This window comes from Flavobacterium humidisoli (assembly GCF_023272795.1).
Lineage (GTDB): Bacteria > Bacteroidota > Bacteroidia > Flavobacteriales > Flavobacteriaceae > Flavobacterium > Flavobacterium humidisoli.
On the sequence record NZ_CP096829.1, the window covers coordinates 352,112 to 377,188 of the forward strand.

The following is a 25,077-nucleotide window of genomic DNA, read 5'->3' on the forward strand; positions in this document are numbered from 1 at the left end:
TATTATATTTTAACTTCAATGTTAGTAGATTTAAGATGCAAACCATTTAACATGTTTTTACTCAATTCGTCTCGTGAAATAAATGGAGATAAATCTTCCAAAGGAGGAGATATTAAACTACCATCACTTTGGATAGCCAAACCTAATTTTGGAACGAATAATTGATGTGGATGCATAAAAACTTCACAAATTACAGGTCCAGAAATTTCTTGAATTTCAGGAATAAATTTATCAAAGTCTTCCCATGTTCTAATCTGATAAGAAGGTATTCCAAAAGCTTCCGCTAATGCACTAAAATTGGGGCATGTTACACCTGAGTTAGTGTCAACTCCAGCTCTCCTACCATTAAAAAGGGCATTTTGTGTATGCTTAATCATCAAATAACCATCGTTATTAAAAATAAATAATTTTACTGGTAATTTATAGTGGACTATTGTTTGCAATTCTTGCAAATTCATCATCATTCCACCATCACAATTTAAGCACATAACTTCTCCTTTTTCTCTGGCTACAGATGATCCTATTGCTGCAGGCAAACCATATCCCATCTCCCCCAAACCAGTAGAAGTCATTAATCTTTGATCTTTACCAATTCTCAATACCTGATGACCGCTCAAAAGTGCAGTTCCCATGTCTGTAGTAATATGCTGATCAGTTTTCAAATAAGAATTTAATCTTTCCATAAATTGATAAGAATTAATAAATCCGTCTTTATCGGGATGATCTTCTGAATTAAACCAAGGATATTGTTTACGATAATTATTACAGATCTCAATCCAATCTAAGAAATCTGATGTTTTATTCAACTCTTTATCAAGCATTTTTCTTATAAAATCTCCTGCATCAGCATTTACAGAATATTTATATCTTTCTTTATATTTATCTAATTCAAATTTATCAACATCGACAACGACAATATCTGCTTCTCTAGCTAGCTCATTAATATCATAACCAATCTGCGAGATAGCCATTCTTGTTCCAATACAGATCAATAAATCACAATTTTGAAGAATAAAGTTCGCACTCCTTTGTCCATATGTACCAGCTCTTCCGTAAACTAATGGATGATTAGAATCAATTGAATCTATACCAGCCCAAGTAACTAATGCAGGTATATTATATTTTTCTAGTAATGGTTCCAATAATAACTCAGCATTTGCTAAACGTATACCATTACCAAACCAAAACAAGGGCCTTTCAGCTTTATTTAGAGCTTCTACTATTAAATTTATATTTTCTGACAATTTTGAATCAGAATCCAAATGCAATTCAGGTAGCTCGTCTTGTCTAAAATGAACCACCTCTTTTTCTTCAATATTACTAGATTGTAAATTCATTGGAATATCAATCCAGCAGGGGCCAGGACGACCATGTTGTGCTATTGAATAAGCTTTCTCTAATTCATATACTACTAAGTTTGATTCAGAAACTTTTGTTGCGTATTTGGTTACTTTTTCAACCATTGCGGGGCTATCATATCCTTGCACTCCCCACATCCTAACATCTTTATGAATATCTACAAATTTTGAATGCTCATTACCAGATATTACAATTCCAGGTATTGAATCAGCCCATGCACTTACAACCCCAGTGATTCCATTAGTTGAACCTGCTCCAGTTGTTAAAATAGCTGCAGTCACTTTACCACTAGTCCTGTAGTAAGTTTGCATTGCCATACATGCCGCTTGTTCATGATGAACACAAATTATTTCAGTATATCCTTTTTGCTGAATTGAATCAAAAATATGTGCATTACCAGCACCAATAATTCCAAACACATGCTTTATTTCATTCTTAATTAAAAAATCTGCTATTAAATCGGATACTTTCATAATCATATTTATTTCGAAATGTTTAAAATATTTTTATTAAACGAGATTGTTTTTTCTAAACAAGCTTCAAGGTCTGTGTAAATTCTTAAATTTAATTCATTCATAGCTTTGTCCACATCTGGAACATATCTCAAGGCTGGAATATTAGATTTCTTTGTTTTAATAATAACTTTTGTTTGGCTACTATCATCTTTTTTTGAAATCAAATCTGCCAATTCCTCTATACTAATAGCATTACTCGAACCAACGTTGTAAGGACTATTATTTTTCCCTTTAATTAATATAGTCCATAACCATATAGTCAAATCAGCAGAATACATATAAGACCTATAAGGCGTTCCATCACCTTCTATTATAATATCTTCATTATTTAAAAGATTTTTAATAAAATTTCCAGCAGCAAAATGAGAATTTAATTCCAAAAATGGTCCTATAAAAGCATAACATCTCGCAACTTTAACGGGTAAATTGAATAATTTATGATAAGTCGCGCATAAAAGCTCTGCCATTCGCTTCCCTTCTCCGTACATAGATTTTGCATCAGAAGTCACAGGAGCTCCTATATAATCTTCTGAAATTTTTTCGATGTCTGATGGTTGTTTACCGTACACTGCTCCACTGCTAGTTAGTAAAAATGATTTTACTTTTTTTATTCTGGCAAACTCCAAAATTCTTTGTGTACCTAGGACAATAGTTTCAAACATTACCAAAGGCTTTTCATCATTTAACTTAATGCTTGCTTCAGTTGCTGCATGAATAATATAATCAATATTATTCTCGATAAACTCAAAGCTAGATATATCACCTTCTAAAAAACTAATTTCTCTATAGTCCTCAATCCATCCATGTTTTAATAGAAACTTTTTTTTGTCACGAGTTAAAACAATCATTTTAGAATTCAATTTCAATTTTCTATTTACAAATAAAAAACTCATTATTATCCATATTCCAAAAAAACCAGTTCCTCCAGTAAGGAAAAATGTTTTATCATTCTCATCAAACAAAATTCCTTTAGTATTATCATATATTAAATTCAAATCGTCTTCAAAAAAATTTAACATCGATTATGAATTTAAGTAAGAATTAATTTGCTGAAATGTAAAATTTGAAATCATTTCTGGCTCACTAAAAAAATATTTGTACCAATCAATTGTTATCTTCACAGCTTCTTCAGCATTCAACTTTGGTTCCCAGTTTAATTCAATAATAGCTTTACTAATATCAAGCTTTAGCAATCCTGCTTCATGAGGTTGATTTGTAGATGATTCTACTCTGTATTCTCCGCCTTTCCAACTTTCCATAGCTAGCTTTAACATGTCAATTACTGGAAGTGCATCCAAAAAATGCGGCCCAAAATTATACGCTTGATTAAATTGAATAGGTTTGGCTGCTAAATTAGCTCCTAACAGCAAATATCCTATTACAGGTTCCAATACATGCTGCCATGGTCTGATCGACTTAGGGTTTCTAATTGTGACAGGTTTGTCAATTGCGAATGCTTTGGCAATATCTGGTATTAATCGATCTTTAGACCAATCACCACCACCAATTACATTACCAGCACGACCAACTGCTATACCTTTTTTATGTAAATCATAATCCTTACTATTAAAAAAAGAATTACGATATGAATCAATAACTAATTCTGTACATGCTTTACTAGCACTGTAAGGATCATAACCTCCCAAACGATCATTTTCTCGATAAGGATAAATCCATTCATTGTTCTGATATACCTTATCTGTAGTAATTAAAACCACATCGCACTTTTTTTCTAATAATCGAACTACATCTAAAATGTTAGCAGTTCCTATAACATTTATTTCAAAAGTTTCTGCAGGAATATCATAAGACAAACGAACCAATGGTTGTGCAGCTAAATGAAATATGAAATCTGGTTGAAAATCGATTATTTCTTTTTCTAATCTTTTCTTATCACGCAAATCAGCTATTATGGATTCACAAATTTGTTCTCCATTTATTAAATGAAACAAATCGTCCTTTGTCTGTGGTTCTAATGCATAACCTTTGACTTTAGCTCCTAAAATTGATAATGTTTTAAGCATCCAAGCTCCTTTAAAACCAGTGTGTCCGGTCAAAAAAACTTTTTTACCGTTATAAGTCTGTTTCAATCTTTGAAATAATGTTTCTACCATGTTTTCCATTTAGCATTGCCTGAACTCCACATTTCTTCTAACTCATGACGATCTCTAAGGGCATCCATACATTTCCAAAATCCAGTATGTTTATAAGCTGCTAATTGATTATCGTCAGCAATTGCAGCAAGAGGACCTTTTTCCCATTGCACATCTTCAACATCGTAATCCAAATATCTAAATATGCCAGGCTCTAATACAAAAAAACCTCCATTAATCCACATACCATCTCCCATTGGTTTCTCTTCAAAGTGCCCAACTTCTCCAGACTGGTTGATATCTAAATTACCAAATCTACCTGGTATTTGCACACTAGTTAAAGTAGCTAAACGACCATGTGAACGATGAAAATTATAAAGGGCTGTTAAGTTCAGATCTGCCACACCATCGCCATAAGTCAACATAAAAGTTTCTCCCTTTACATACTTCTCTATTTTTTTTAATCGCCCAGCAGTATTAGTATGCAAGCCAGTATCAATCAATGTTACTTTGAAAGATTCAGTTTCTGAAAAATGCACATTTATATTATTATTAGCCAATTCAATTGTTACATCTGAATTATGCAGATAATAATTATAAAAATATTCTTTTATATAAGTAGCCTTATAACCTAGACAAATAACAAATTCATTATAACCATGTTGTTCATACATTTTTAATATATGCCATAAAATAGGTTTTCCTCCTATTTCAACCATAGGTTTAGGTCTCGCCTCGGTTTCCTCCATAAGACGGGTTCCAAAGCCACCCGCAAAAATTACTACTTTCATTTTTTATATAATTATAATGGTTATTATACTTCGATACAAACATTACCTGTCAACGGGTAACTACAACAAAGCAAATACTCATTTTCAGTTAGATCAGTTCGGGGTCTATCTAATCCAATCATTTTTAACTGTCCCGACTTAAGTATTCCTTTACATGTACTACAATTACCTGTTTGACATGAATATGGCAATTCAATGCCAAGTCCTAAAGCTTCTTCCAAGACAGATTTACCTTTGTTTACTTTTATATTTCTTTCTAATCCCTCAAAACTCAATAAAACTTCTTGATCTAAAATATCCTTAAAATCCTCTGGATTTTTTATTAACTCAAAATCTTCTGAAAATATAGAGTTTTCACTATATCCCAACTCGATTAAAGTTTTCTTTACTGTTTTTTTAAGTTCTATGGGACCACAAATATAATGTCTATCTGTAGAATGGGTACTTTTCATTAGATCCTCAACAAACTTTTTATGTATACGCCCTTTTTTGTTGTGTGAATCTTCTTCAAAAAATTCTTCCTGAGAAAAAAAGTTCCATACTTTGAAGCGAGAAACATAATCAACTTTAAGTTGCTCAAATTGTTTTTTAAAAATTATTGATGAGTTAGATTTATTTCCGTAAACAAGATGCACATCGACTGAGGGCTGATTTACTAATATATCTTTTATCATCGAAAACAAAGGAGTAATACCACTACCTACTCCCCAAAACGTCACACCCCTTACATCTTGAGAGTTCTCAAAAACAAAGTCTCCTATGGGTTCATATACCTCAATTACATCATCTACCTTAATATTATCATTAATATGATTTGAAATTATTCCACCAGTCACTCTTTTTACTGTAATATCAAGTGTAGAATCAATTACTGGCGCTGAAGAAAATGAATATGGTCTAATATATCTTCTGCCATTTATTCGAAACTGTAACGTAAGATATTGACCAGCCAAGTATTTGATTTTCTTTAGGCCTGGTTGCTTAAAACATACAGTCACTGTATCTTTTGTTTCTTTTCTAACTTCCTGAACCTTTAAAGTATATTTTTTCATTACAAATTATTGTAAAAGTTGTTTTAACAACCTCTTAGCAATTAAAAACAAAGAAATCAAAAAGACCGATAATCCACCTCCTAAAATTATTCCTTTCAGTTTTCCAAAGCGTTCTTTAAACAATGGTAAAATAGGCCTATCAATAACTTGTATCAATGGTGTCTCTTTGCGTAATGTTACTTTTGCTAATTCAGCTTGCTTGACTAGTTCTGTTAAAATTGCTGTATTTGCTTGTACATCAACTTGTCTTCTTGCAGAAGGCGCTCTTCGAACATTTAAAGCTGGATTTAAATTAAAAGTATTATCATTTGCAACTGCAACGCCAGTAATTGCACCATTTAATTCTCCTCTAATCGAATCTACCTGGTGCTCTAAAATATCCATATTCATTCTTGCCTTCTTACTTTTGGTCTCTACATAAAATTTTCCAACCTGTCTAGCTAAAGCTTCACAAAAATATTTTGCAAATAATTCATTAGTTGAATTAACATCAATACTAATAATTGAAACTTTTTTATCTTTTTGTGAAACAGATAGGCCTGTTTTAGACAAATTATTATACATTATTCCCAAAATACTATCCTGAATTCTTGTAAACTTCTGGCGATTGTCATTAGGTAAAAATTGAATTTTACTTAAAAATGGCTTTTTGATCCAAGCCTCCCTCCATTCATTATTTTGAATATACATTTCGGCCAGAGAAATTTGTTTTCCATTAAATTTAACCGGGGACAATAATGTTTTCTCAACCATGGTTCTTGATTTAAATAACTCAGTTAAATTAGAGCCTGTAAATATTCCACCTCCACTTCCTCCTAAGTCTAAACCAAAAGAACTTGCCAACCCTAAAGCTCCTCCAAAACCGTTACTAGGCTTATCATCTTCTAAAGCAAAAGATAGTGTTGCTGTATAAACTGGCTTTTTAAAAAAAGAATAACTTAATCCTAAACTAGCTCCTATAATGCCAAACAATACTATAAGCTTCCATTGAGAAATTAAATAGTTGTAATAATTTTTAACTTTTTCTAGTATTTCTTTTAAAGAAATCTCTTCGCTTCCAATAGGGGTATTATCCATCAAGAATTATTTAAATGCAGTTACAATTAATAATGCTAAACTCGCAAATGCCGTTCCAAGCCCAGCCCATTCTCCAGCACTCATTTTCTTTTTTTCAGGTTTTTCAGGCACAACAATTTGTGAATCTGGCTCTACTTTAGGATAAGATTTGAAAAACAAAAATGAGGTTGTTATGGCGGCTTTTCCATTAGGATAAATGATGTATGCTTTTCTTTTCCATCCTTTATTATCTACACCTCCAACAGAATTAATATAATATTTAAATCCTTTACCACTTCTATAAGGAATCTCAGAAGTCAACAAGACATTTCCTGTAACTTTAACCCCTTCGTTATATACAGCAACTTCAATTTCATCTCCAGGAAATAGAGTCACATTAGAATAGTGATTTTTATCTTTTACAATTTTTTCCCAGTTCACTGGAATCGTTGTATATTTTAATTCGTCTCTAAGTTTTTTTGACAATTTAGATTTAAGTGTATCTTTAGCTGTAATATTTGATTCTACTGAAGTTCCCTCTTTCTGCTCGAACGTTTCTTTTTTCTCCAAATTAAGATTTATACTTTCTAATTGCTCTATTTGTTCTTCTTTGATTGGTCTTTTTATCTTCATACCATCTAAATTCGCGATAGATGTTAATCCTCCAGCTCTCATTACCACATTATAAACCCTCTCTTTTTTATTAGCTAGCACGTATTTTCCAGGATAGGTAACCGCTCCACTTACTTTTACCATCTCTGGTTTCTCATAAACTGCCATACGGCGAATATTAATGACATCAAAAGGTTTTAAGACAAAATTCTTAACTTGTTCATTATTATCTGCGGTTATTTCCAACTCAACTAACTCTATACGTTTAGGATCAGCATCGTCAATAGCATCAGATTTAATCATTCTAGCAATTTCAACCCTTTTAGAAGCTGAACCTGTTAATCCTCCAACCTGAACAACTAAGTCATTTAGCGTAAGGTTTTCAAAATATTCGTATTCGCCTGGATTTTTTACTTCTCCATCTATAGTAACTTTATATTCTTCTCTAAAGTCAAGAATAGAATATACTGTAACTATATCTTCTCTTTTTAATTCAATGTCAGCATTCAAATCACCTGATAAAGCAGCTCCTAAATCTACATTAACAATTTCTGTTGTTAAATCGGTTTTTAAACGAATAATTCGTGCTCTTTTACTATATGCGTCTTCTTTTAGTCCTTCTGCTCTTGTAACAAGATCAGAAACTCTCATTCCTTCAGTAAAAGAGTAATAATCTGGTCTAAAAACGGCACCTTCAATCTTAATACGATTTTCAAATCGATTCAAAATCTTAGTAATTCTAAAAACATCTCCTGATTGAGGCTGGTAAGAATTATATTCACTTTCATTTATATCATGGACTTTAAATTCTTTTCCCGTCTTTTGCAACACATTTACTGAAGCAGTATAAGCAAACTCATTGAATCCAGAGGCAAAATTTAACAAATCAGAAAATTTCTCATCTTTTTTCATTTCAAAAATGCCAGGGCGCTTCACTTCTCCCTCAACGGTAACTCTTTGACTATATGCAGGGATTCTAATTACATCATTCTCTTTTAATGAAACATTATCAGATTGATCCCCTTTAACTAAGAATCTATAAATATCGATATTCTTGTAAACTTTATTGTTTCGAATTAATTCAATATTTCTATAACTTCCATTCTTTCCTGGCCCACCAGCTAAATGTAAAGCATTATAAACAGTTGCTAAGGAAGATATTGAATAGTTACCAGGCTGTTTGCCCCCAACGATTGTTACTTTTATAGTACGTATTTTTCCTAAACTAATACTCACCTGAGATTGCCCAGAACGAACCGTACTATATACTCTTGCAATCGCGGCTTTAATTTTTTGTGTAGCAGCCTCAATAGACATTCCGGAAACAGAAATTTGTCCTACATAGTCTATACTTACTTTTCCTTCTACACTTACGGGTATATTTGCATTATATTCTTGAACACCATAAACGCTTACTTGTAATTCATCACCAGGGCCTAGAACATAATTCATAGGTGTTGCCAAATTTAAATCTGGTTCAAAATTTAAAGTAGGATTATCAAATAGCTCTGATCCAAAAATTAATGCATTCAAAGAATCTTTTATCTTCTCATTTTTTATTTTGTCCTGTTTTCTACCAAACTCCGAATCCTTATCCCCAGTTTTTAATTTACCATCCTTATTTTTATCTTTACCTCCATCTTTTGCATTTTTCTTCTCATAGTCATTAAGCTTAATTTTAAGTTTATTAAACTCTGTTTGGCTCATCCCCTTTGAAAGAGCCATTGATTCAACTTGATCAATAGTGGCATTATTACTTTTTAACTGAGCACTAATTTTTGCCAATTCATCATCAGATAAGTAGTCAACTTTTATAGTACTTAAATCTTTAGATTTCATTATATCTTGTGCAGTTGCATTAAATGTTGTTAATGCTAAAAATAGAGTAAGAACGTATATTATATTTTTCATATTTACAGGAAAAAATTATCTTTAATATATTTATTATATACCTTTAGTTTGATGAGTACTGTTTTTGATAATAATCTTTATAGGATCCAGAAGTAACATTTTGAAGCCATTCTTGATTATTAAGATACCAATTTATAGTTTTTTCTAATCCTTCTTCAAAAGTCACTGTAGGTCTCCACCCTAATTCTCTATTAATTTTTGAAGCATCAATCGCATAACGCAAATCGTGACCAGGTCGATCTTTTACATAGGTAATTAGTTTTTCAGAAGTGCCAGCCTCTCTTTCTAATTTACCATCCATTATTTTACATAGTAACTTAACTAGATCTATATTTTTCCATTCATTAAATCCGCCAATATTATAAGTTTCATGATTTTTTCCTTCATGAAAAACTAGATCAATTGCTATAGCATGATCTTCTACAAATAACCAATCGCGGGTATAATTTCCATCACCATAAACAGGCAGTGGTTTATTATTTATAATGTTATTTATAAAAAGTGGAATTAATTTCTCAGGAAAGTGATAGGATCCATAATTGTTTGAACAATTTGTTAAAACATATGGCAACCCATAAGTTTCACCATAAGCCCTAACAAAATGGTCAGAACTTGCTTTTGAAGCTGAATATGGAGAATTTGGATCATAAGGGGTTTCTTCTGTAAATAATCCTGTTACTCCTAATGAGCCATAGACTTCATCAGTGCTTATATGATAAAACCTTTTGTCTTCAAAATTATCTTTCCATTGATTCTTAGCCGCATTTAATAAATTCATTGTTCCAATAACATTAGTTTTAACAAATGCAAGCGGATCTTCAATAGAACGATCTACATGCGATTCTGCGGCTAAATGTAAAACCCCATCAAATTTATGAATTTCAAAAAGATCATTAATAAAACTTTCATCGACAATATCTCCTTTAACAAAAGTGTAATTTGGTTTATTCTCTATATCTTTTATGTTTTCCAGATTTCCTGCATATGTCAATGCATCTAAGTTGAAAATTTGATATTCTGGATATTTGTTCACAAAACGTCTTACTACATGAGAACCAATAAAACCAGCACCGCCAGTTATTAGAATTTTTTTCATTTTTTAAATGCCTTTATTAATTTAATAAATTTGAATTTTGTTTTTCCAATTCGTTATATATATCCTTTACATCTTGCGAATTTTCTTTTTGTAAAATCAAATTAGCAGTGTCAGTGTGTACAAAAATAGTATTTCTTAAGCCTAAAAAAGTTGTATGACTATCACATCCTATTACCATATTTCCATTAGAATCTACAGGATGCCCCTTTGAAACTAAATACTCATATACTGATTCAAAAGAACCAAGATCAGACCAAGAAAAAGACGCAGGAACTACTTTAATTTTTTTACTTCTTTCCATCACAGCATAATCGATACTTATTGATGGAATTTGCATTGATAAATCTAAATCTAAAAATCCTTCTTTCGAAGCTTCCCAAACTGCTTTAGATTTTTCATAAATATCTGGCTGGAATTGCTTTAATTCATCAAGTAAAACCCCAGCCTTAAAACAAAACATACCACTATTCCATAGGAAATTTCCTCTTGAAATAAATTCTTTAGCAGTAGTTTCGTTGGGTTTTTCTCGAAATGATAAAACTTTATCACCTTTAGATTCAATATAACCATAACCTGTTTCTGGTTTAGTTGGGATAATTCCAAAAGTAACTATAAAACCTTCTTTGGCTTTAGCAATAGCTTCTTGAATTGCATTATTATACCCTTCCATTTTATCAATTATATGATCTGACGGAGTAACAATTAGTATATCTTCTGAATTTGAAGCAAATGCAGCGAAAGCAATAGCAGCTGCTGTATTTCTTGGGGTTGCTTCTACAATATTTAAGTACGAAGTTTTGGTTTTATTCATTACCTTCCCGCTCAAATGATGGTTATCTACATTTCCTACGACCATTACTTTATCGGCCAAATGACTATTACGCTCTACAGTCATCTCAAACAACGATTTACCCTCAAATATTTCTAAATATTGTTTTGGCTGGCTTTTACGAGAAAGCGGCCATAAGCGGCTTCCTACTCCGCCAGTTAAAATAACATGAGTTACAGACACCTCCATATACTATATCTTCTTTAATTGTTTTTCAGCAACTTCTTTTCTTAAGTTACTACTTGAGAATCGATGATCTCTAACATTAAAATATAATGTTATTCCTTTTTGCTCACAGTAATCACGACCCGTAAAGTTTTTCTCTCGATATTCATCACCAATAATTCTTACATCTATTGTAAAGGAGCGTAAAATATCTTCTAAATCTTGCTCTGTTGCATAGGGAACAATTTCATCTACAAATTTACAGCCTTTTAGCTGTATATATCGCTCGACAACAGTCTGTGAAGGACTATTTTTCTCTGGACGATCAAGTGTTGGATCTGTTTGTAAACCTACTATTAAATAATCACATTGCCTTTTAGCTTCCTCTAACATTTTAATATGACCCGCATGCAATAAGTCAAAGGCACTAAAGGTTATTCCTACTTTCATAATTCACTTTTAAATTAGAGCCTATTATCGGCTATATTACCTAGAACTCCTTTCACATCATATAATAAACTATTTGTTTTTTGCAACTTAGCAAAATCTAATTCTAAAAATTCGGCATGCGAAACTCCTAGGACTATGGCATCAAATTTATTATTTGGAATAGAGTTTAATGTTATTAAATTATATTCTTTTATTACATCACGTGCATTTGCAAGGGGATCAAATATGGTTACTAAAATTCCATATTCTTTTAATGCCTTTACAACATCTACAATTTTTGTGTTTCTAACGTCAGGACAATTCTCTTTGAAAGTGATTCCAAGCATTAATAATTCTGCACCGTTCACAGAGATACCTTTTTTTATCATTAACTTTACTATCTGCGAAGCTAAATATTCGCCCATACTGTCATTCAAACGTCTTCCTGCTAAAATTATTTCAGGATGGTATCCAAATTCCTGTGCTCTTTGTGCTAAATAGTAAGGATCAACACCAATACAATGCCCACCAACCAAACCTGGCTTAAATGGCAAGAAATTCCATTTTGTTGCCGCCGCTTCTAAAACTTCTTGCGTATCAATATTCATTAAGTTGAATATTTTAGCTAATTCGTTTACAAAGGCAATATTAATGTCTCGCTGAGAGTTCTCAATCACTTTTGCAGCTTCTGCCACTTTTATTGTTGGTGCTAAATGTGTTCCTGCTTTAATGACAGACTTGTACAAAGCATCTACTTTCAATCCAATTTCTGGAGTTGAACCTGAGGTTACTTTAAGTATTTTTTCAACTGTATGCTCTTTGTCTCCTGGATTGATTCTTTCTGGCGAGTATCCTGCAAAAAAATCTTCATTGAATTTTAAGCCGGAAAATCGTTCTAAAACAGGAACACACTGTTCTTCTGTAACTCCTGGATATACCGTTGACTCATAGATAACAATGTCTCCTCTTTTTAAAACTTTACCAACGGACTCACTTGATTTATACAGAGGAGTCAAATCCGGTCTATTGTTTTTATCTACAGGTGTGGGAACTGTAACAATATAATAATTACAATTTACAATATCATCGACTGAAGTTGTACAATACAATCCTTTTTCATTAGGTTTTTCAACTAAAACTTTTTGCAGGACATTATCTTCAACTTCAAATGTTGTATCTGTTCCCGATTTTAAAGAATTAACTCTTGATTCATTTATATCAAAGCCAACAACTGCATATTTGGTTGCAAATAATCGAGCTAAAGGAAGGCCTACATAACCTAGCCCAATAACCGCAATTTTTACATTTTTTTCTAATTCCATTTTCTAAATTTATTTAGGTCATTACAATTCACGGCTTCGCCATTCCAAGTCACAAATCTCTGACTCAGCTACCTAAATTAATCATTTTCGGCAAATATAGCACAATAAGTCTACTTATTCAATACGGTTTCCCGTAATACTTTAAAAACTAATTGTTAACAAAAAAACGTCTAACCACAATACCTTATTAATCAGGCTGTAAATAATTACTTGATAAAAAAAACAGAAGAAAAAAATCTAAAAAAAAGACTTTCTCTTCTGTTAATTTTATTAGGATAACGCTATTATTTATATTTTATTTTCAAAATACATCCTAGGCTTTCTAAAACCAGAGTGTAATAATTATTCGACACTTCCTGCACAATTGCATTCTGATTACTGAATGCTCCTGATTCTAATTTAATTTTATCGCCTACTTGAATACTGGAAACTGAAACATCACTTATATTTGGAGCTTTTAAACTTGTTTTTATAGTTTCAATTTCTTGATCTTTTACAATTGCGGGTTTTCCCAGCCAAAACAAATACCTAACTACTCCAGCTACTTTAAAAACAGAACTTCGTTCTGAATCCGCTAATTGGACAAAAACATAAGAATTAAAAAGTGGCACTTCAATCTTTTTCTTTCTATCAGACCATTGTTTAACTTGAGTAATCAGCGGACAATAGCACTCTATTCCCAACTGATTGAGTTTATCTGCTACTTTTTTCTCCCATTTCGGCTTTGTATAGACTACGTACCAATTCATTTTTCTTATTTTATAACGAAGTAAAACCCTTCCACTACTTCACATTAAACAACATCATTTTACTTCACGCAGAAATCAACTTAAGAACCTATGCCTTTGTAAACAAACCCAATAGACTCTAATTGTTTCGCATTCAAAATATTTCTTCCATCAAAAACAAAAGCAGGTTTATGCATTGAATCGTAAATTTTTTGCCAATCGTAAGTTGTAAACTCATCCCATTCGGTTAGGATTGCAATTGCATGTGCATCTTTGCATGCTTCATAAGCATTCTCAAATACATTTAAAGACTTTACATTTTCTTCTCTGCTTCTGGTTTCTAAATAATCCAGATCACTTAACATTTTATTTTTAGAAACTTTGGGATCAAAAACAGAGATTTTTGCCTGTTCGTTTATTAAATCATCCGCGACATAAATCGCCGCCGATTCTCTTGTATCGTTTGTATCTTTTTTGAATGCCCAGCCTAAAAAAGTAATTTTTTTATCGGCTACAGTATTATATAATGTCTGAACAATTTTATTAGAAAATCTTCTTTTTTGATGATCATTCATGATGATAACCTGTTCCCAATAATCTGCAACTTCATTCAAGCCGTATGACTTTGCGATATAAACCAAATTCAGAATGTCTTTTTGAAAACAAGAACCACCAAACCCTACAGAAGCTTTTAAGAATTTAGGGCCAATTCTGCTATCCATACCAATTGCTCTGGCAACCTCATTTATATCTGCACCTGTTTTTTCGCATAACTCTGACATTGCATTAATTGAAGAAATACGTTGCGCTAAAAAGGCATTTGCTGTAAGTTTAGATAATTCTGATGACCAAACATTCGTTGTCAAAATACGATCTTTACTTACCCAATTTGAATAAACGTCAACCAATGAATTTATAGCCTCTTCTCCATCTAAAGTTGTATCGCCACCAATCAAAATTCGGTCAGGATTTAATAAATCTGCAACCGCAGTACCTTCTGCTAAAAATTCTGGATTAGATAAAATTTGAAACTGAACGCCATTTCCAGTATTATCTAATATGCTTTTAATTGCTTCAGCCGTTCTAACTGGCAAAGTTGATTTCTCAACTACAATTTTATTTTGTTTTGCTACCCTTGCAATTTGTCTGGCGCATAACTCGATATATTTCAAATCTGCTGCCATTCCTTTTCCTTTTCCGTAAGTCTTGGTTGGTGTATTTACAGAAATAAATATCATTTGAGCATCATCTATTGCTTTATCCACATTTGTAGAAAAAAACAAATTTCTGCCCCTTGCTTCTGCTACAATTTCAGAAAGTCCAGGTTCATATATTGGAATATTTTCAGGATTCGGATCATTCCAATCTGCTATTCTTTGTTCATTTAAATCAACAACCGTAACCTGAATATGGGGGCAATTTTGAGCAATTACTGCCATTGTTGGCCCTCCAACATATCCTGCACCAATGCAGCAAATTTTTGTAATTTTCATTTGATCTATTTTATCTTGATCTTAAATTTATTTTAAATTATTCCAATACCATTCGACAGCTTCTTTTAATCCGTCTTGCAAAGAATACTTTGGATTATAACCAAGATTTCTTTTTGCTTTTTCGATACTTGCTAAAGAATGTGGAATGTCTCCTACTCGATTTTCGCCATAAACAACTGGAACATCTTTTATTTTCGGATCAAAGTCTGATAAATATTCTTTTAAATATCTAACTAAGTCATTTAATGTATTTCTGTCTCCAAATGCCGTATTATAAACCGTATTAATTGCTTCTGCATTTTGACAAGTCATTGCCAATTCATTCATTTGAATCACATTGTCTATATAAGTAAAATCACGAGAATAATTCCCATCTCCATTAATTATTGGACTCTCGTGGTTCATAAATTGCTTTACAAACTTTGGAATTACAGCTGCATAAGCTCCATTAGGATCTTGCTTTCTTCCAAAAACATTAAAATAGCGAAGTCCGATTGTTTCTAATCCATACGTCTTGCTAAAAATTTCAGCATAAAGTTCATTCACATATTTTGTAATTGCATAAGGAGACAATGGTTTTCCGATCACATCTTCTACTTTTGGCAATCCTTGAGAATCTCCATAAGTAGAAGAACTAGCCGCATAGACAAATCTTTTTACTTTAGCATCACTTGCTGCTGTAAGCATATTTAAAAATCCTGAAACATTCACATCATTAGTAGTAATTGGATCTTTTATCGACCTAGGAACAGACCCTAAAGCTGCTTGATGTAAAACATAATCTACCCCTTCAACAGCTAAATTACAATCAGATAAATTTCGGATATCACCTTCAATTAACTTAAAATCAGGGTTATTTAAAAAATCTTTTAAATTATAACGATGGCCTGTAGAAAAATTATCCAAGCAAACGACTTTATAGCCTAAGCCTAAAAAATACTCAGTCAAATTTGAACCTATAAATCCAGCTCCTCCTGTAATCAAAATTGTATTCTTTGCCCTGATTTCCATTTGTCAAAGTTTATTTTTTTCTAATTCGATTTAAAAATGCTTTCCAAAATCCATCTTTAACTTCCTCTTCATGATAACCATTTGAATAAGCTCCATAACCATATCCGTAACCACTACCGTATTTTGCTTTATTTTCATAACCATTTAACACAATACTAACGTTACTTAACTCTCCACGTTTAAGCCTAGTATTTAACAACGTTATCATATCTTTCTTAGTATAATTTTGCCTTACAATATACAATATTACATCTGCAAACTGAACTAATTCTAATGAATCTGCCACTAAACCAACTGGCGGAGTATCCAAAACTATATAATCATATTTATTTTTCAGTTCATCAATCAATTCTTTCATTGCATCACTTAAAATTAGCTCCGAAGGATTTGGGGGAATTGGCCCTGAAAGTATTATATCTAAATTAGGAATGGGTGTCTCATTAGTAATTTCTTCTAAATTATTTTGTCTTATTAAATAATTGACAACTCCCAGGGATGATTTCAGTTGAAATTCATCTGCCAATCTTGGTTTTCTTAAATCCAGACCAACTATTACTGTTTTTTTCTCGCTTAAAGCAAAAACCGTAGCGATATTTATTGAACAGAACGTTTTTCCTTCTCCACTAATTGAAGAAGTAATCATTAAGGTTTTTGATCCATCAACTTTTTGTTTTTTGTATAAAAACTGAAGGGAAGAACGTAAGCCCCTAAATGATTCCGAAAGAGCAGATTTAGGCTTATCAAAAACCGCTAAACTTCCTGAATCTTTATTAATACCAATTATTCCAAGCAATGGGATTTGTGTTAATTTACTAATGTCATCACCATTCTGAATTGAATTATTAATGAAAAATATTACTAGGACAAATAACAAAGGCACCAAAATCCCTAAAAACAAAGCCATTACATAGTTTACAGAAGTCTTTGGTCCAATTAAACCTCCGCCAATATCTTTTGCAGGATCAATAAAATGAATATCAGATAGATTAGATGCTCTTACAATTTCTGCTTCATTTCTCTTTTGAAGGAACTCTGTATAGATATTGTCATTCAGATCATATTTCCTTTTAATCTTCAGTAATTCTTGTTGTTCTTCAGGAAGTTTTTTAACAGTACTTTCTGCTTGGCCAATTTTGGCATTTAACAAAGATAAATCATAAACTAAAGAAGACTTGGCAGTAGCAATATTCTCTTGAAGAACATTTTTTACTGCAGCCATTTGATTATCAAAATCTTTAAATATTTTTTCGCTTTTTACAGCATAAGCCATTTCTGATCTTTGAGTAGAAAGGGCTATAAGCTTGGAAACATTCGCAACAACATTCGGATCTTCAATTCCAGCAACAGAAGGTGCTGGTAACCTAGAATAGTCGTCACTACTATTTAAATATGATCTTAACGAATTATAATAAGCTATTTTTCTAGTAACTTGATCTTTTTCAACATCAAAACTCATTATCTTTTCTGAAACCCGAGAGCCACCATCTTCTATTTGGTAAATATTTTTATCTTTTTGAAAAGACTTTAATTCGTTACCCGTCTCTTTAAGCTGAGATTCCATTGCAACAAGAGTACTATCAATAAATCTAATGGTGTTTGTTGCAAATTGGTTTTTACCATCTAATTGCAATTTCATAAGCATCCTTACGGTAGCATTCAGATAGTCAACCATTCTTGCTTTATTTGTTCCCTGCATTGACAAAGTTAACAACGACCCCGCACTTTTTCCAGCATCTACGTTTATGCCTTTGTACTGAGATACAGTTCCATCAAAATCATTAAAGCTTACAAAGTATTCTTTACCTTTATAAAAACCTGGATTATCTACTATTTGAAGTTTCCAATTTAAAAATGGAAGATTAACACGTTCTCCTACTTTGTATTTTTTAATAAAAGTTGTAGGCTGTACTGACGTGTTACTATAAGAATTATTGCTATAAGTAATTAACGAAACAGTATTAACTTCAAATGGTATCTGAATTTGATACTCATTTTCGCTTAAAAATTTTATATTAATTAATGTATTTGCAAGCTGCCCCTTTGTTTTGTCAATATTGACATAAAATGGCACCGCTCCGTAAGAATCAACTAAATTGTATTTCCCTTGCTCTAAATAATTAATATAAAATTGAAGCTTATCTACGACTAACTCATTGTGAGATCTTGATTGCAAAATTGTAGAAATACCATTTACCTGATCTGAAACTCCTCCCCAATTGAAAACTAAACTTGTATTTGAGGTAAAAAAAGGATTGCTTTCTTCTTTAATAGAAATCATGGTTTGCATTCCGTAAATTTTTTCTTTACGAATATTTATCTGGTAAGCAATAGTGAATGCAATAATCAAACTTGCAAAAAACCATTTCCAGTAACTTGCAATTTTCAACAGAAACCCTTTAAAATCAAAATGAGAATGATTTTCAAAAATGGCAAAATCTTTAATATCTAACATTTTAAAAATGTATTTTTTACTTTATAATTAAATAAACTGTTGTTGCCAAAGACAATAATGTGATTATTGTTCCTATTGATTGTATCCCTGTTTGACCCGTTCCCCATGTTTTTTGCCTCAATGGTTTTACATAGATATAATCATTTGGTTGCAAATAATAATAAGGTGATTTCATTACATTTACATCGGTAAGATCAATATTATGCATCTGCACTCCTGTTGGACTTTGACGAATTACTGTTACTTCTCTCCTATTACCAACTGTCGTAATATCTCCAGCATTTGCAACAGCTTCTAAAATATTTACATTATCTTTAAATAATGTTTTTGTCCCGGTACTTCCAACTTCGCCATTAATTGTATATCTAAAACCAGCCAACTTAACAGTTACAAATATATTGGCTTCACTTTTAAAATATTCTTCTAATAATTTCTTTTCGATTTTTACACGAACTTCTTCAAGAGTATACCCAATTACATTTATTTCTCCTAAAATTGGCATTCTGATATTTCCATGATCATCAACTGTAAATCCATCAAAATATAAGGCCGACTCACTTTTTCCTGTTTGCCCACCTTGACTCTCTGTTGTATTAAAAATAGAAACTAATTTAGGATCAATTGCTTTTATATTAATACTTAAAACATCATTAACTTGTAGTCTATAGGGTTTTGATTCCACTGCAGCAATTGTTGTTTGCTCATCTGAATCATTTTTATCCTGAAGATAAACCAAATCTTTGATTGGAATGCACGAGGTAAATAATGTAGAAATTAATAAGAATAGAAGAAAACTGTTTTTTGTCATTCGTTCAATTTTATGGTAAGTATAGATTTTCGTTTAGTGTATACAGAAACCTAACTTTTATTTGGGGTTTAGTTAATTATTTTTAAATGTTTTTTCGAAGGGCACTCTATGTAATATACTACGCCCAAGTGTTATTTCGTCTGCATACTCTAATTCATCTCCAACCGATATTCCTCTTGCAATTGTCGAAATTATAATCTCAGAATCTGCAATTTGTTTATAGATATAAAAATTTGTTGTATCTCCTTCCATAGTTGAGCTTAAAGCAAAAATAATTTCGGTTACATTTCCAGATTTTACTTTTGTTACTAAACTAGAAATATTTAACTGATTGGGACCAACTCCTTCAATAGGTGAAATTTTCCCTCCAAGCACATGATATATTCCTTTAAATTGTCCCGTATTTTCTATCGCCATAACATCTCTAATATCTTCTACAATACATATTGTTTCATGGTTTCTAACTGGATTAGCACAAATCTCGCACATTTTAGTATCAGAAATATTATGGCAACTTTCACAAAACTTAATATCCTCACGCATTTTCAATAATGCTTGAGACAAAAAAGCTGTTTGTTCTTTAGGCTGTTTTAACAAATGAAGAACTAATCGAAGTGCCGTACGCTTACCTATACCAGGCAATTGTGACATTTCGTTTACCGCTTTTTCAATTAATTTTGATGAAAATTCCATGACGACAAAAGTAATACTTTTAATGGTTTAGCCTACATTACAGCCATTAAATTCAAAGCTTAACACTAACGAGAATTTATCAAGAAACCCCTTTCTTTTATGATTAAATAAAAGCAACAAAGAATTTTTAGTATTGATTTGTAGCCAACAAAACTAATGTACAAGCTACCTCTACTTGAATATCATTTAATTCTAGTAATTGGTATAGCTCTGGGTTTTCGGTTCCTGGATTAAAAATCACTCGCTTAGGATGCGACTCAATAATATAATTATAATAATCTCTCTGACGAATAGGATTTAAATACAAAGTGATAGTATCAATATTTTTAACTGGTATTGCTTTAGTTTGAATCTTTACTCCTGCAACTTCTCCAGCTTTTTGTCCGATTGCTAAAACAGAATTCCCTTTTCCTACCAACATATTTACTGCTCTATAAGAATAACGCTCTGGATTTGTAGACGCTCCTATAACTAATGTTTTTTTATTTTTCATTGTTTTTGTTTAGACTGCAAAAGTAATCAAAAAGAACGATTAAACTTTATGTCTTTGATACAGAATAAATAGCAATAAAACATCAAAAAATAACTACATTTACTTCAACCAACCAATACAATATGGAATTATTTATTTACTTATTTGCCGCCTTGTTCTCAGTGTTAAACCCAATTGGAACTGTACCTATTTTTGTCGGATTAACTCAACACGACTCTCAAAAAGAAAGATCCAGAATCTCTCTTTGGACCGCAATCAATGTCTTCATCATATTATTAGTTTCTTATTTCATTGGCCAATATGTTCTAACTTTTTTCGGAATCAGCATAGACGCTTTAAGAATTGCTGGGGGAATTGTAATTGTAAATTCTGGTTTTTCTTTACTTTCTGGAAAATTCAACAAGAAACGAGGAATCAATAAAAAAATTGAAAATGAAGCGCAACACAGAAACGATATAGCATTAACGCCTCTAGCAATACCAATGCTAGCTGGCCCTGGGTCAATGTCGCTTTTAATTGCTTTTTACCAAGAACATCATGAAATAAACGAAATTATAATTTCGTCATTGGCTATTCTTGCAATTGCTGTAGCGATTTTTGCCATTTTAAAAAGCGCTCATTATCTAGCTAGAATTTTAGGAGCATCTGGAATAGTTGCTATTTCAAGAATTGTTGGCTTTATCGTTATTTCCATCGGAATTCAATACATAGTAAGTGCTATAGTAAATATTATAAAAGGAAATTTTTAACTCCAAAATATTCTTAAAAAGAAAGGGATAAAACCTTACTTGATTTTATCCCTTTCTTTTTAAGATCTTTTTGTTTTAACTCCTTGGCAGAAAAACTTCTGCCATCATACATCTTGCACTTCCTCCCCCACAAGCTTCAATTGTATCAAGGCTTGAACTTAAGATTTCTGCATGATTTTCTAATTGAGAAATTTGTTTTGGAGTTAAACTCTGGTGTGCAGAAGCACTCATAACAATATACTTTTTATCATCTTTACCACGAACTTCTAGCATATTTCCAGCAAAATTATTCACTTGATCTTCTGTGATTAAAATGATTTCTTTTTGATCTTGTTTAAGATTATCTAAAACCATTTTTCGCTCTTTCTTATCATCGATAGAATCTGCACAAATAACAGCAAAAGTCTCGCCTAAACACATCATTACGTTAGTATGATAAATTAGTTTACGTTCGCCACCAACCGTTTGAAAAGCTTCAAAAATAACCGGAGCATAATCAAAATCTTCGCAGAATTCTATAAAAAGCTCTTCATCTGCTCTTGGAGATAATGCGCAATATGCTTTTCCATTAGCTCTATCCAATAACAAACTACCCGTTCCTTCTAAGAAAATACCATCTTCTTCTGCTGAAGTATAATCCATTATATTAGCAATTTCGAATCCTTTTTCTTCCAAAGTATCCAAAATATCTTCACGACGTTCCTGGCGACGATTTTCAGCAAACATCGGATAAAGTGCTACATCACCATTTTCATGAAATGAAACCCAATTGTTTGGAAAAATACTATCAGGAGTATCAGTCTCTAAATTGTCATCAACAACAGTAACATCTACTCCGACCGCTCTTAATTTTTCAACAAAAGCATCAAACTCCTGTTGCGCTTTAGCATTAACGGTACTTGGTAAAAGTCCATCTAAAACTTTTTGATAATAATTATTTACAGCCGTCTGCTCATTCATTCTGAATGCAACTGGCCGAATCATCACGATAGCATTGGTAGTTTGTTTCATTTTTTATATTTTTTTTGTTTCAGGTTTCAAGTTTCAGGTTTCACGTCTTGTACGAAATTGAAACCTGAAACCTGAAACAAAAAACTATTTTTAGTCTCTAATTAATGGAAGCGTCGAGCATCTCAACAAACCTTCTTGCTTTGAAATTTCAGCATATGGAATTTCTTCAACTGTAAAACCATTTTCACGAAGCCAATTATTCAATCTCGTAAAATTCTTTTCAGAAACCACCACATTTTCATCAATTGAAAATACATTCGAAAACATATTATACATTTCGTTTCTTTCAATATGAAATAGATTTTCTTTCCCGAAAAGCTTCACTAAATAAAGATAATCTGCTTCTTCACGAAAACCTCTTTTATAAATAATGCCTTTATTTTTTCCGACTGGCTGAAAACAACAATCTAAATGTAACGCATTATCTCTTGCTTCTAATTTAGATTTCACCAAGTCAAATTCTTTAACAATCTTATTAGGAAATAACGATTTAATATAGTTCACACCATGCATATTGGTTCTTGCTGTAATGTAGTCTTTATAATCACTTCCTTTATAAGTTCCGATAAATATATGATCATTCCAAAGCATCACATCTCCTCCTTCTATATGAACTTCTTCTGGAGGACGAACTACTTTTAATGGATCTATCTGATCAATTACATATTGAATAGCATCCAATTCACGTTCTCTATCTGGAAGAATATTCGATTTCACAAAGACATCATCAATTACGAACCCAATATCTCTTGCAAAAATCTGATTGTAGTTTTCAATCATTTCTGGACGATAAACTGTTACATCATATTTTTGAAAAACAGCATTAAAAGCATCCATTTCAGCAATCATATCTTTTTCTAAAGGATAAGTTCCCGCCTTAATATGTTCCAATGATTTAGGATCATAAGCCTCTTCTATAGTTGGAGTTGGTCCATTATGAACAGCAGAACCCAGAACTACAGCACGAAGTCGAGACGTTTCGTTCTTTACATTTAATTGCAACATAACTCTATTGTATTTTGAGCAAATATAAAAAAAGCTTCACAGTTAAGTGAAGCTTTCGTTTTTTATTTATTAGACTTAAACTCTCGTAAAGGATGTCCTGTATAAATTTGTCTTGGTCTTCCAATTGGTTCTTTGTTTTCACGCATTTCTTTCCATTGCGCAATCCAACCTGGCAGCCTTCCAATTGCAAACATAACAGTAAACATATCTGTTGGAATTCCTAAAGCTCTGTAGATAATTCCAGAGTAGAAATCAACGTTTGGATATAAGTTTCTTGCTTTGAAGTATTCATCTTCAAGAGCAGCTTTTTCTAATTTTCTTGCGATATCTAAAATCGGATCTTCAACACCTAAAGTCTCTAATACTTCTGTTGCAGCTTTTTTGATAATTTTAGCTCTTGGATCAAAATTTTTATAAACTCTGTGCCCGAATCCCATTAAACGGAAAGGATCATTTTTGTCTTTTGCTTTTGCTAAGAATTTATCTGTATCTCCACCGTCTTTATTAATTTCTTCAAGCATTTCAAGTACAGCTTGGTTTGCTCCACCGTGAAGTGGCCCCCATAAAGCAGAAACTCCTGCAGAAACTGAAGCAAATAATCCTGCGTGAGAAGAACCTACCATTCTAACAGTAGATGTAGAACAGTTTTGCTCATGATCAGCGTGAAGGATAAATAATTTATCTAAAGCATTTACGATTACCGGATTTGCGGCATAAGGACCAGTAGGCAATTTAAACATTAATTGCATAAAGCTTTCTACATATCCTTTTGTATTATCGTAGTAGTTCAAAGGATAACCCATAGATTTTCTATAAGTCCATGTAGCAATTACAAGAAACTTTGCCATTGTTTTACAAATAGCCTCGTACATTTCTTTTTCATTATCAACATTAACTGCTTTAGGGTTGAATGCTGTTAAAGCACTTGTTAAAGCAGATAACACTCCCATTGGGTGAGCCGTTTTAGGAAAACCGTCAATGATATTTTTCATTTCTTCGTTTACCAAAGAATGCTTTTTTATACCATTTTCAAAATCTTCTAATTGTGAAGCTGTAGGCAATTCACCAAAAATTAAAAGATAAGATACTTCTAAGAAATTTGCTTTTTCTGCAAGATCTTCAATTGAGTATCCTCTGTAACGCAAAATTCCTTCTTCTCCATCTAGGAAAGTGATTTCGCTTGTACAAGATCCTGAATTTTTATAACCTGGATCAAGGGTAATGAAACCTGTTAAATCACGTAATTTGTTAATATCGATAGCTGATTCGTTTTCGCTTCCTGTGATTACTGGAAGCTCAATCTTTTTACCATCTATTTCTAATGTAGCTATTTTTGACATAATATACTGGAAATAATTCTTTAAATAATAATTTATCAAATCTAATGAATTTAAGACTAATTAA

22 protein-coding genes are annotated in these 25,077 nt (G+C 32.0%); 1 reads left to right on the forward strand and 21 read right to left on the reverse strand.

All coding sequences use genetic code 11. The features are described 5' to 3' along the window. Positions 1-2: 2 nt before the first annotated feature. The 18 genes from M0M44_RS01710 to M0M44_RS01795 form a co-directional block, all read right to left on the reverse strand. On the reverse strand, positions 3-1,832 hold the full coding sequence (locus tag M0M44_RS01710; protein ID WP_248728248.1) for a thiamine pyrophosphate-binding protein: 1,830 nt from the start codon (positions 1,830-1,832) through the stop codon (positions 3-5). Positions 1,833-1,840: 8 nt separating this feature from the next. Continuing rightward, positions 1,841-2,893, reverse strand: coding sequence for an NAD-dependent epimerase/dehydratase family protein (locus M0M44_RS01715; protein WP_248728249.1), 1,053 nt, complete (start codon positions 2,891-2,893; stop codon positions 1,841-1,843). Positions 2,894-2,896: 3 nt separating this feature from the next. Beyond that, positions 2,897-3,988: a CDP-glucose 4,6-dehydratase gene (gene rfbG / locus M0M44_RS01720; RefSeq protein ID WP_248728250.1), complete on the reverse strand. Its 1,092-nt coding sequence runs from the start codon at positions 3,986-3,988 to the stop codon at positions 2,897-2,899. Further along, positions 3,982-4,758 (reverse strand): glucose-1-phosphate cytidylyltransferase, encoded by a 777-nt coding sequence (gene rfbF / locus M0M44_RS01725; protein WP_248728251.1) that lies wholly within the window; start codon positions 4,756-4,758, stop codon positions 3,982-3,984. Before rfbF ends, rfbG begins: the two co-directional genes overlap by 7 nt. Before the next feature lie 23 nt (positions 4,759-4,781). Beyond that, a complete protein-coding gene (locus M0M44_RS01730; protein ID WP_248728252.1) occupies positions 4,782-5,810 on the reverse strand; it encodes a flavin reductase family protein in 1,029 nt (342 codons plus the stop codon). A 6-nt stretch (positions 5,811-5,816) separates the two neighbouring features. Then, a complete protein-coding gene (locus M0M44_RS01735; protein ID WP_248728253.1) occupies positions 5,817-6,887 on the reverse strand; it encodes a Wzz/FepE/Etk N-terminal domain-containing protein in 1,071 nt (356 codons plus the stop codon). 6 nt (positions 6,888-6,893) lie between these two features. Next, on the reverse strand, positions 6,894-9,389 hold the full coding sequence (locus M0M44_RS01740) for an SLBB domain-containing protein (protein WP_248728254.1): 2,496 nt from the start codon (positions 9,387-9,389) through the stop codon (positions 6,894-6,896). A gap of 43 nt (positions 9,390-9,432) precedes the next feature. Next, a complete protein-coding gene (gene rfbB / locus M0M44_RS01745) occupies positions 9,433-10,485 on the reverse strand; it encodes a dTDP-glucose 4,6-dehydratase (RefSeq protein ID WP_248728255.1) in 1,053 nt (350 codons plus the stop codon). A 16-nt stretch (positions 10,486-10,501) separates the two neighbouring features. Next, positions 10,502-11,503 carry a mannose-1-phosphate guanylyltransferase gene (locus tag M0M44_RS01750; RefSeq protein WP_248728256.1) on the reverse strand — a complete coding sequence of 334 codons (1,002 nt, stop codon included), beginning with the start codon at positions 11,501-11,503 and terminating at the stop codon, positions 10,502-10,504. A gap of 3 nt (positions 11,504-11,506) precedes the next feature. Then, on the reverse strand, positions 11,507-11,929 hold the full coding sequence (locus M0M44_RS01755; RefSeq protein ID WP_248728257.1) for an adenylyltransferase/cytidyltransferase family protein: 423 nt from the start codon (positions 11,927-11,929) through the stop codon (positions 11,507-11,509). A 14-nt stretch (positions 11,930-11,943) separates the two neighbouring features. Next, entirely contained in the window at positions 11,944-13,230 is a 1,287-nt protein-coding gene (locus M0M44_RS01760) for a nucleotide sugar dehydrogenase (RefSeq protein WP_248728258.1), read from the reverse strand. A 284-nt stretch (positions 13,231-13,514) separates the two neighbouring features. Further along, the gene (locus M0M44_RS01765) at positions 13,515-13,979 is read right to left on the reverse strand and encodes a UpxY family transcription antiterminator (protein ID WP_248728259.1); all 465 of its coding nucleotides are present in this window, start codon (positions 13,977-13,979) and stop codon (positions 13,515-13,517) included. 80 nt (positions 13,980-14,059) lie between these two features. Next, the gene (locus M0M44_RS01770; protein ID WP_248728260.1) at positions 14,060-15,451 is read right to left on the reverse strand and encodes a UDP-glucose 6-dehydrogenase; all 1,392 of its coding nucleotides are present in this window, start codon (positions 15,449-15,451) and stop codon (positions 14,060-14,062) included. A 27-nt stretch (positions 15,452-15,478) separates the two neighbouring features. Beyond that, positions 15,479-16,462, reverse strand: coding sequence for an SDR family oxidoreductase (locus tag M0M44_RS01775; RefSeq protein ID WP_248728261.1), 984 nt, complete (start codon positions 16,460-16,462; stop codon positions 15,479-15,481). 10 nt (positions 16,463-16,472) lie between these two features. Continuing rightward, entirely contained in the window at positions 16,473-18,914 is a 2,442-nt protein-coding gene (locus tag M0M44_RS01780) for a polysaccharide biosynthesis tyrosine autokinase (RefSeq protein WP_248728262.1), read from the reverse strand. A 16-nt stretch (positions 18,915-18,930) separates the two neighbouring features. Further along, positions 18,931-19,722: a polysaccharide biosynthesis/export family protein gene (locus M0M44_RS01785; RefSeq protein WP_248728263.1), complete on the reverse strand. Its 792-nt coding sequence runs from the start codon at positions 19,720-19,722 to the stop codon at positions 18,931-18,933. Positions 19,723-19,794: 72 nt separating this feature from the next. Beyond that, entirely contained in the window at positions 19,795-20,415 is a 621-nt protein-coding gene (gene recR / locus M0M44_RS01790) for a recombination mediator RecR (protein ID WP_248728264.1), read from the reverse strand. Positions 20,416-20,542: 127 nt separating this feature from the next. Next, positions 20,543-20,908: a CoA-binding protein gene (locus M0M44_RS01795; protein ID WP_248728265.1), complete on the reverse strand. Its 366-nt coding sequence runs from the start codon at positions 20,906-20,908 to the stop codon at positions 20,543-20,545. Positions 20,909-21,030: 122 nt separating this feature from the next. Between M0M44_RS01795 and M0M44_RS01800 the strand changes: the two genes are divergently transcribed. Beyond that, on the forward strand, positions 21,031-21,657 hold the full coding sequence (locus M0M44_RS01800) for a MarC family NAAT transporter (protein WP_095931487.1): 627 nt from the start codon (positions 21,031-21,033) through the stop codon (positions 21,655-21,657). A 75-nt stretch (positions 21,658-21,732) separates the two neighbouring features. Here M0M44_RS01800 and ctlX read toward each other — a convergent pair whose 3' ends face one another. The 3 genes from ctlX to M0M44_RS01815 all read right to left on the reverse strand — a co-directional run bounded on the left by ctlX (position 21,733) and on the right by M0M44_RS01815 (position 25,013). Further along, complete coding sequence (ctlX, locus tag M0M44_RS01805) at positions 21,733-22,668, reverse strand: citrulline utilization hydrolase CtlX (RefSeq protein ID WP_248728266.1); 936 nt, start codon at positions 22,666-22,668, stop codon at positions 21,733-21,735. 90 nt (positions 22,669-22,758) lie between these two features. Then, the gene (locus M0M44_RS01810; RefSeq protein ID WP_248728267.1) at positions 22,759-23,673 is read right to left on the reverse strand and encodes a dimethylarginine dimethylaminohydrolase family protein; all 915 of its coding nucleotides are present in this window, start codon (positions 23,671-23,673) and stop codon (positions 22,759-22,761) included. A gap of 62 nt (positions 23,674-23,735) precedes the next feature. Continuing rightward, the gene (locus M0M44_RS01815) at positions 23,736-25,013 is read right to left on the reverse strand and encodes a citrate synthase (RefSeq protein WP_095931490.1); all 1,278 of its coding nucleotides are present in this window, start codon (positions 25,011-25,013) and stop codon (positions 23,736-23,738) included. Positions 25,014-25,077 lie beyond the last annotated feature (64 nt).

Excerpts from the sequence above, each read along its gene's own strand:
- M0M44_RS01750 (WP_248728256.1), bottom strand. The coding sequence starts at position 11,503 with ATGGAGGTGTCTGTAACTCATGTTATTTTAACTGGCGGAGTAGGAAGC.
- rfbB (WP_248728255.1), bottom strand. The coding sequence starts at position 10,485 with ATGAAAAAAATTCTAATAACTGGCGGTGCTGGTTTTATTGGTTCTCAT.
- M0M44_RS01780 (WP_248728262.1), bottom strand. The coding sequence starts at position 18,914 with ATGTTAGATATTAAAGATTTTGCCATTTTTGAAAATCATTCTCATTTT.
- M0M44_RS01775 (WP_248728261.1), bottom strand. The coding sequence starts at position 16,462 with ATGGAAATCAGGGCAAAGAATACAATTTTGATTACAGGAGGAGCTGGA.
- rfbG (WP_248728250.1), bottom strand. The coding sequence starts at position 3,988 with ATGGTAGAAACATTATTTCAAAGATTGAAACAGACTTATAACGGTAAA.
- M0M44_RS01795 (WP_248728265.1), bottom strand. The coding sequence starts at position 20,908 with ATGAAAAATAAAAAAACATTAGTTATAGGAGCGTCTACAAATCCAGAG.
- M0M44_RS01715 (WP_248728249.1), bottom strand. The coding sequence starts at position 2,893 with ATGTTAAATTTTTTTGAAGACGATTTGAATTTAATATATGATAATACT.
- M0M44_RS01765 (WP_248728259.1), bottom strand. The coding sequence starts at position 13,979 with ATGAATTGGTACGTAGTCTATACAAAGCCGAAATGGGAGAAAAAAGTA.
- recR (WP_248728264.1), bottom strand. The coding sequence starts at position 20,415 with ATGGAATTTTCATCAAAATTAATTGAAAAAGCGGTAAACGAAATGTCA.
- M0M44_RS01770 (WP_248728260.1), bottom strand. The coding sequence starts at position 15,451 with ATGAAAATTACAAAAATTTGCTGCATTGGTGCAGGATATGTTGGAGGG.
- M0M44_RS01755 (WP_248728257.1), bottom strand. The coding sequence starts at position 11,929 with ATGAAAGTAGGAATAACCTTTAGTGCCTTTGACTTATTGCATGCGGGT.
- M0M44_RS01735 (WP_248728253.1), bottom strand. The coding sequence starts at position 6,887 with ATGGATAATACCCCTATTGGAAGCGAAGAGATTTCTTTAAAAGAAATA.
- M0M44_RS01740 (WP_248728254.1), bottom strand. The coding sequence starts at position 9,389 with ATGAAAAATATAATATACGTTCTTACTCTATTTTTAGCATTAACAACA.
- rfbF (WP_248728251.1), bottom strand. The coding sequence starts at position 4,758 with ATGAAAGTAGTAATTTTTGCGGGTGGCTTTGGAACCCGTCTTATGGAG.
- ctlX (WP_248728266.1), bottom strand. The coding sequence starts at position 22,668 with ATGAAACAAACTACCAATGCTATCGTGATGATTCGGCCAGTTGCATTC.
- M0M44_RS01760 (WP_248728258.1), bottom strand. The coding sequence starts at position 13,230 with ATGGAATTAGAAAAAAATGTAAAAATTGCGGTTATTGGGCTAGGTTAT.
- M0M44_RS01710 (WP_248728248.1), bottom strand. The coding sequence starts at position 1,832 with ATGAAAGTATCCGATTTAATAGCAGATTTTTTAATTAAGAATGAAATA.
- M0M44_RS01815 (WP_095931490.1), bottom strand. The coding sequence starts at position 25,013 with ATGTCAAAAATAGCTACATTAGAAATAGATGGTAAAAAGATTGAGCTT.
- M0M44_RS01730 (WP_248728252.1), bottom strand. The coding sequence starts at position 5,810 with ATGAAAAAATATACTTTAAAGGTTCAGGAAGTTAGAAAAGAAACAAAA.
- M0M44_RS01810 (WP_248728267.1), bottom strand. The coding sequence starts at position 23,673 with ATGTTGCAATTAAATGTAAAGAACGAAACGTCTCGACTTCGTGCTGTA.
- M0M44_RS01785 (WP_248728263.1), bottom strand. The coding sequence starts at position 19,722 with ATGACAAAAAACAGTTTTCTTCTATTCTTATTAATTTCTACATTATTT.
- M0M44_RS01800 (WP_095931487.1), top strand. The coding sequence starts at position 21,031 with ATGGAATTATTTATTTACTTATTTGCCGCCTTGTTCTCAGTGTTAAAC.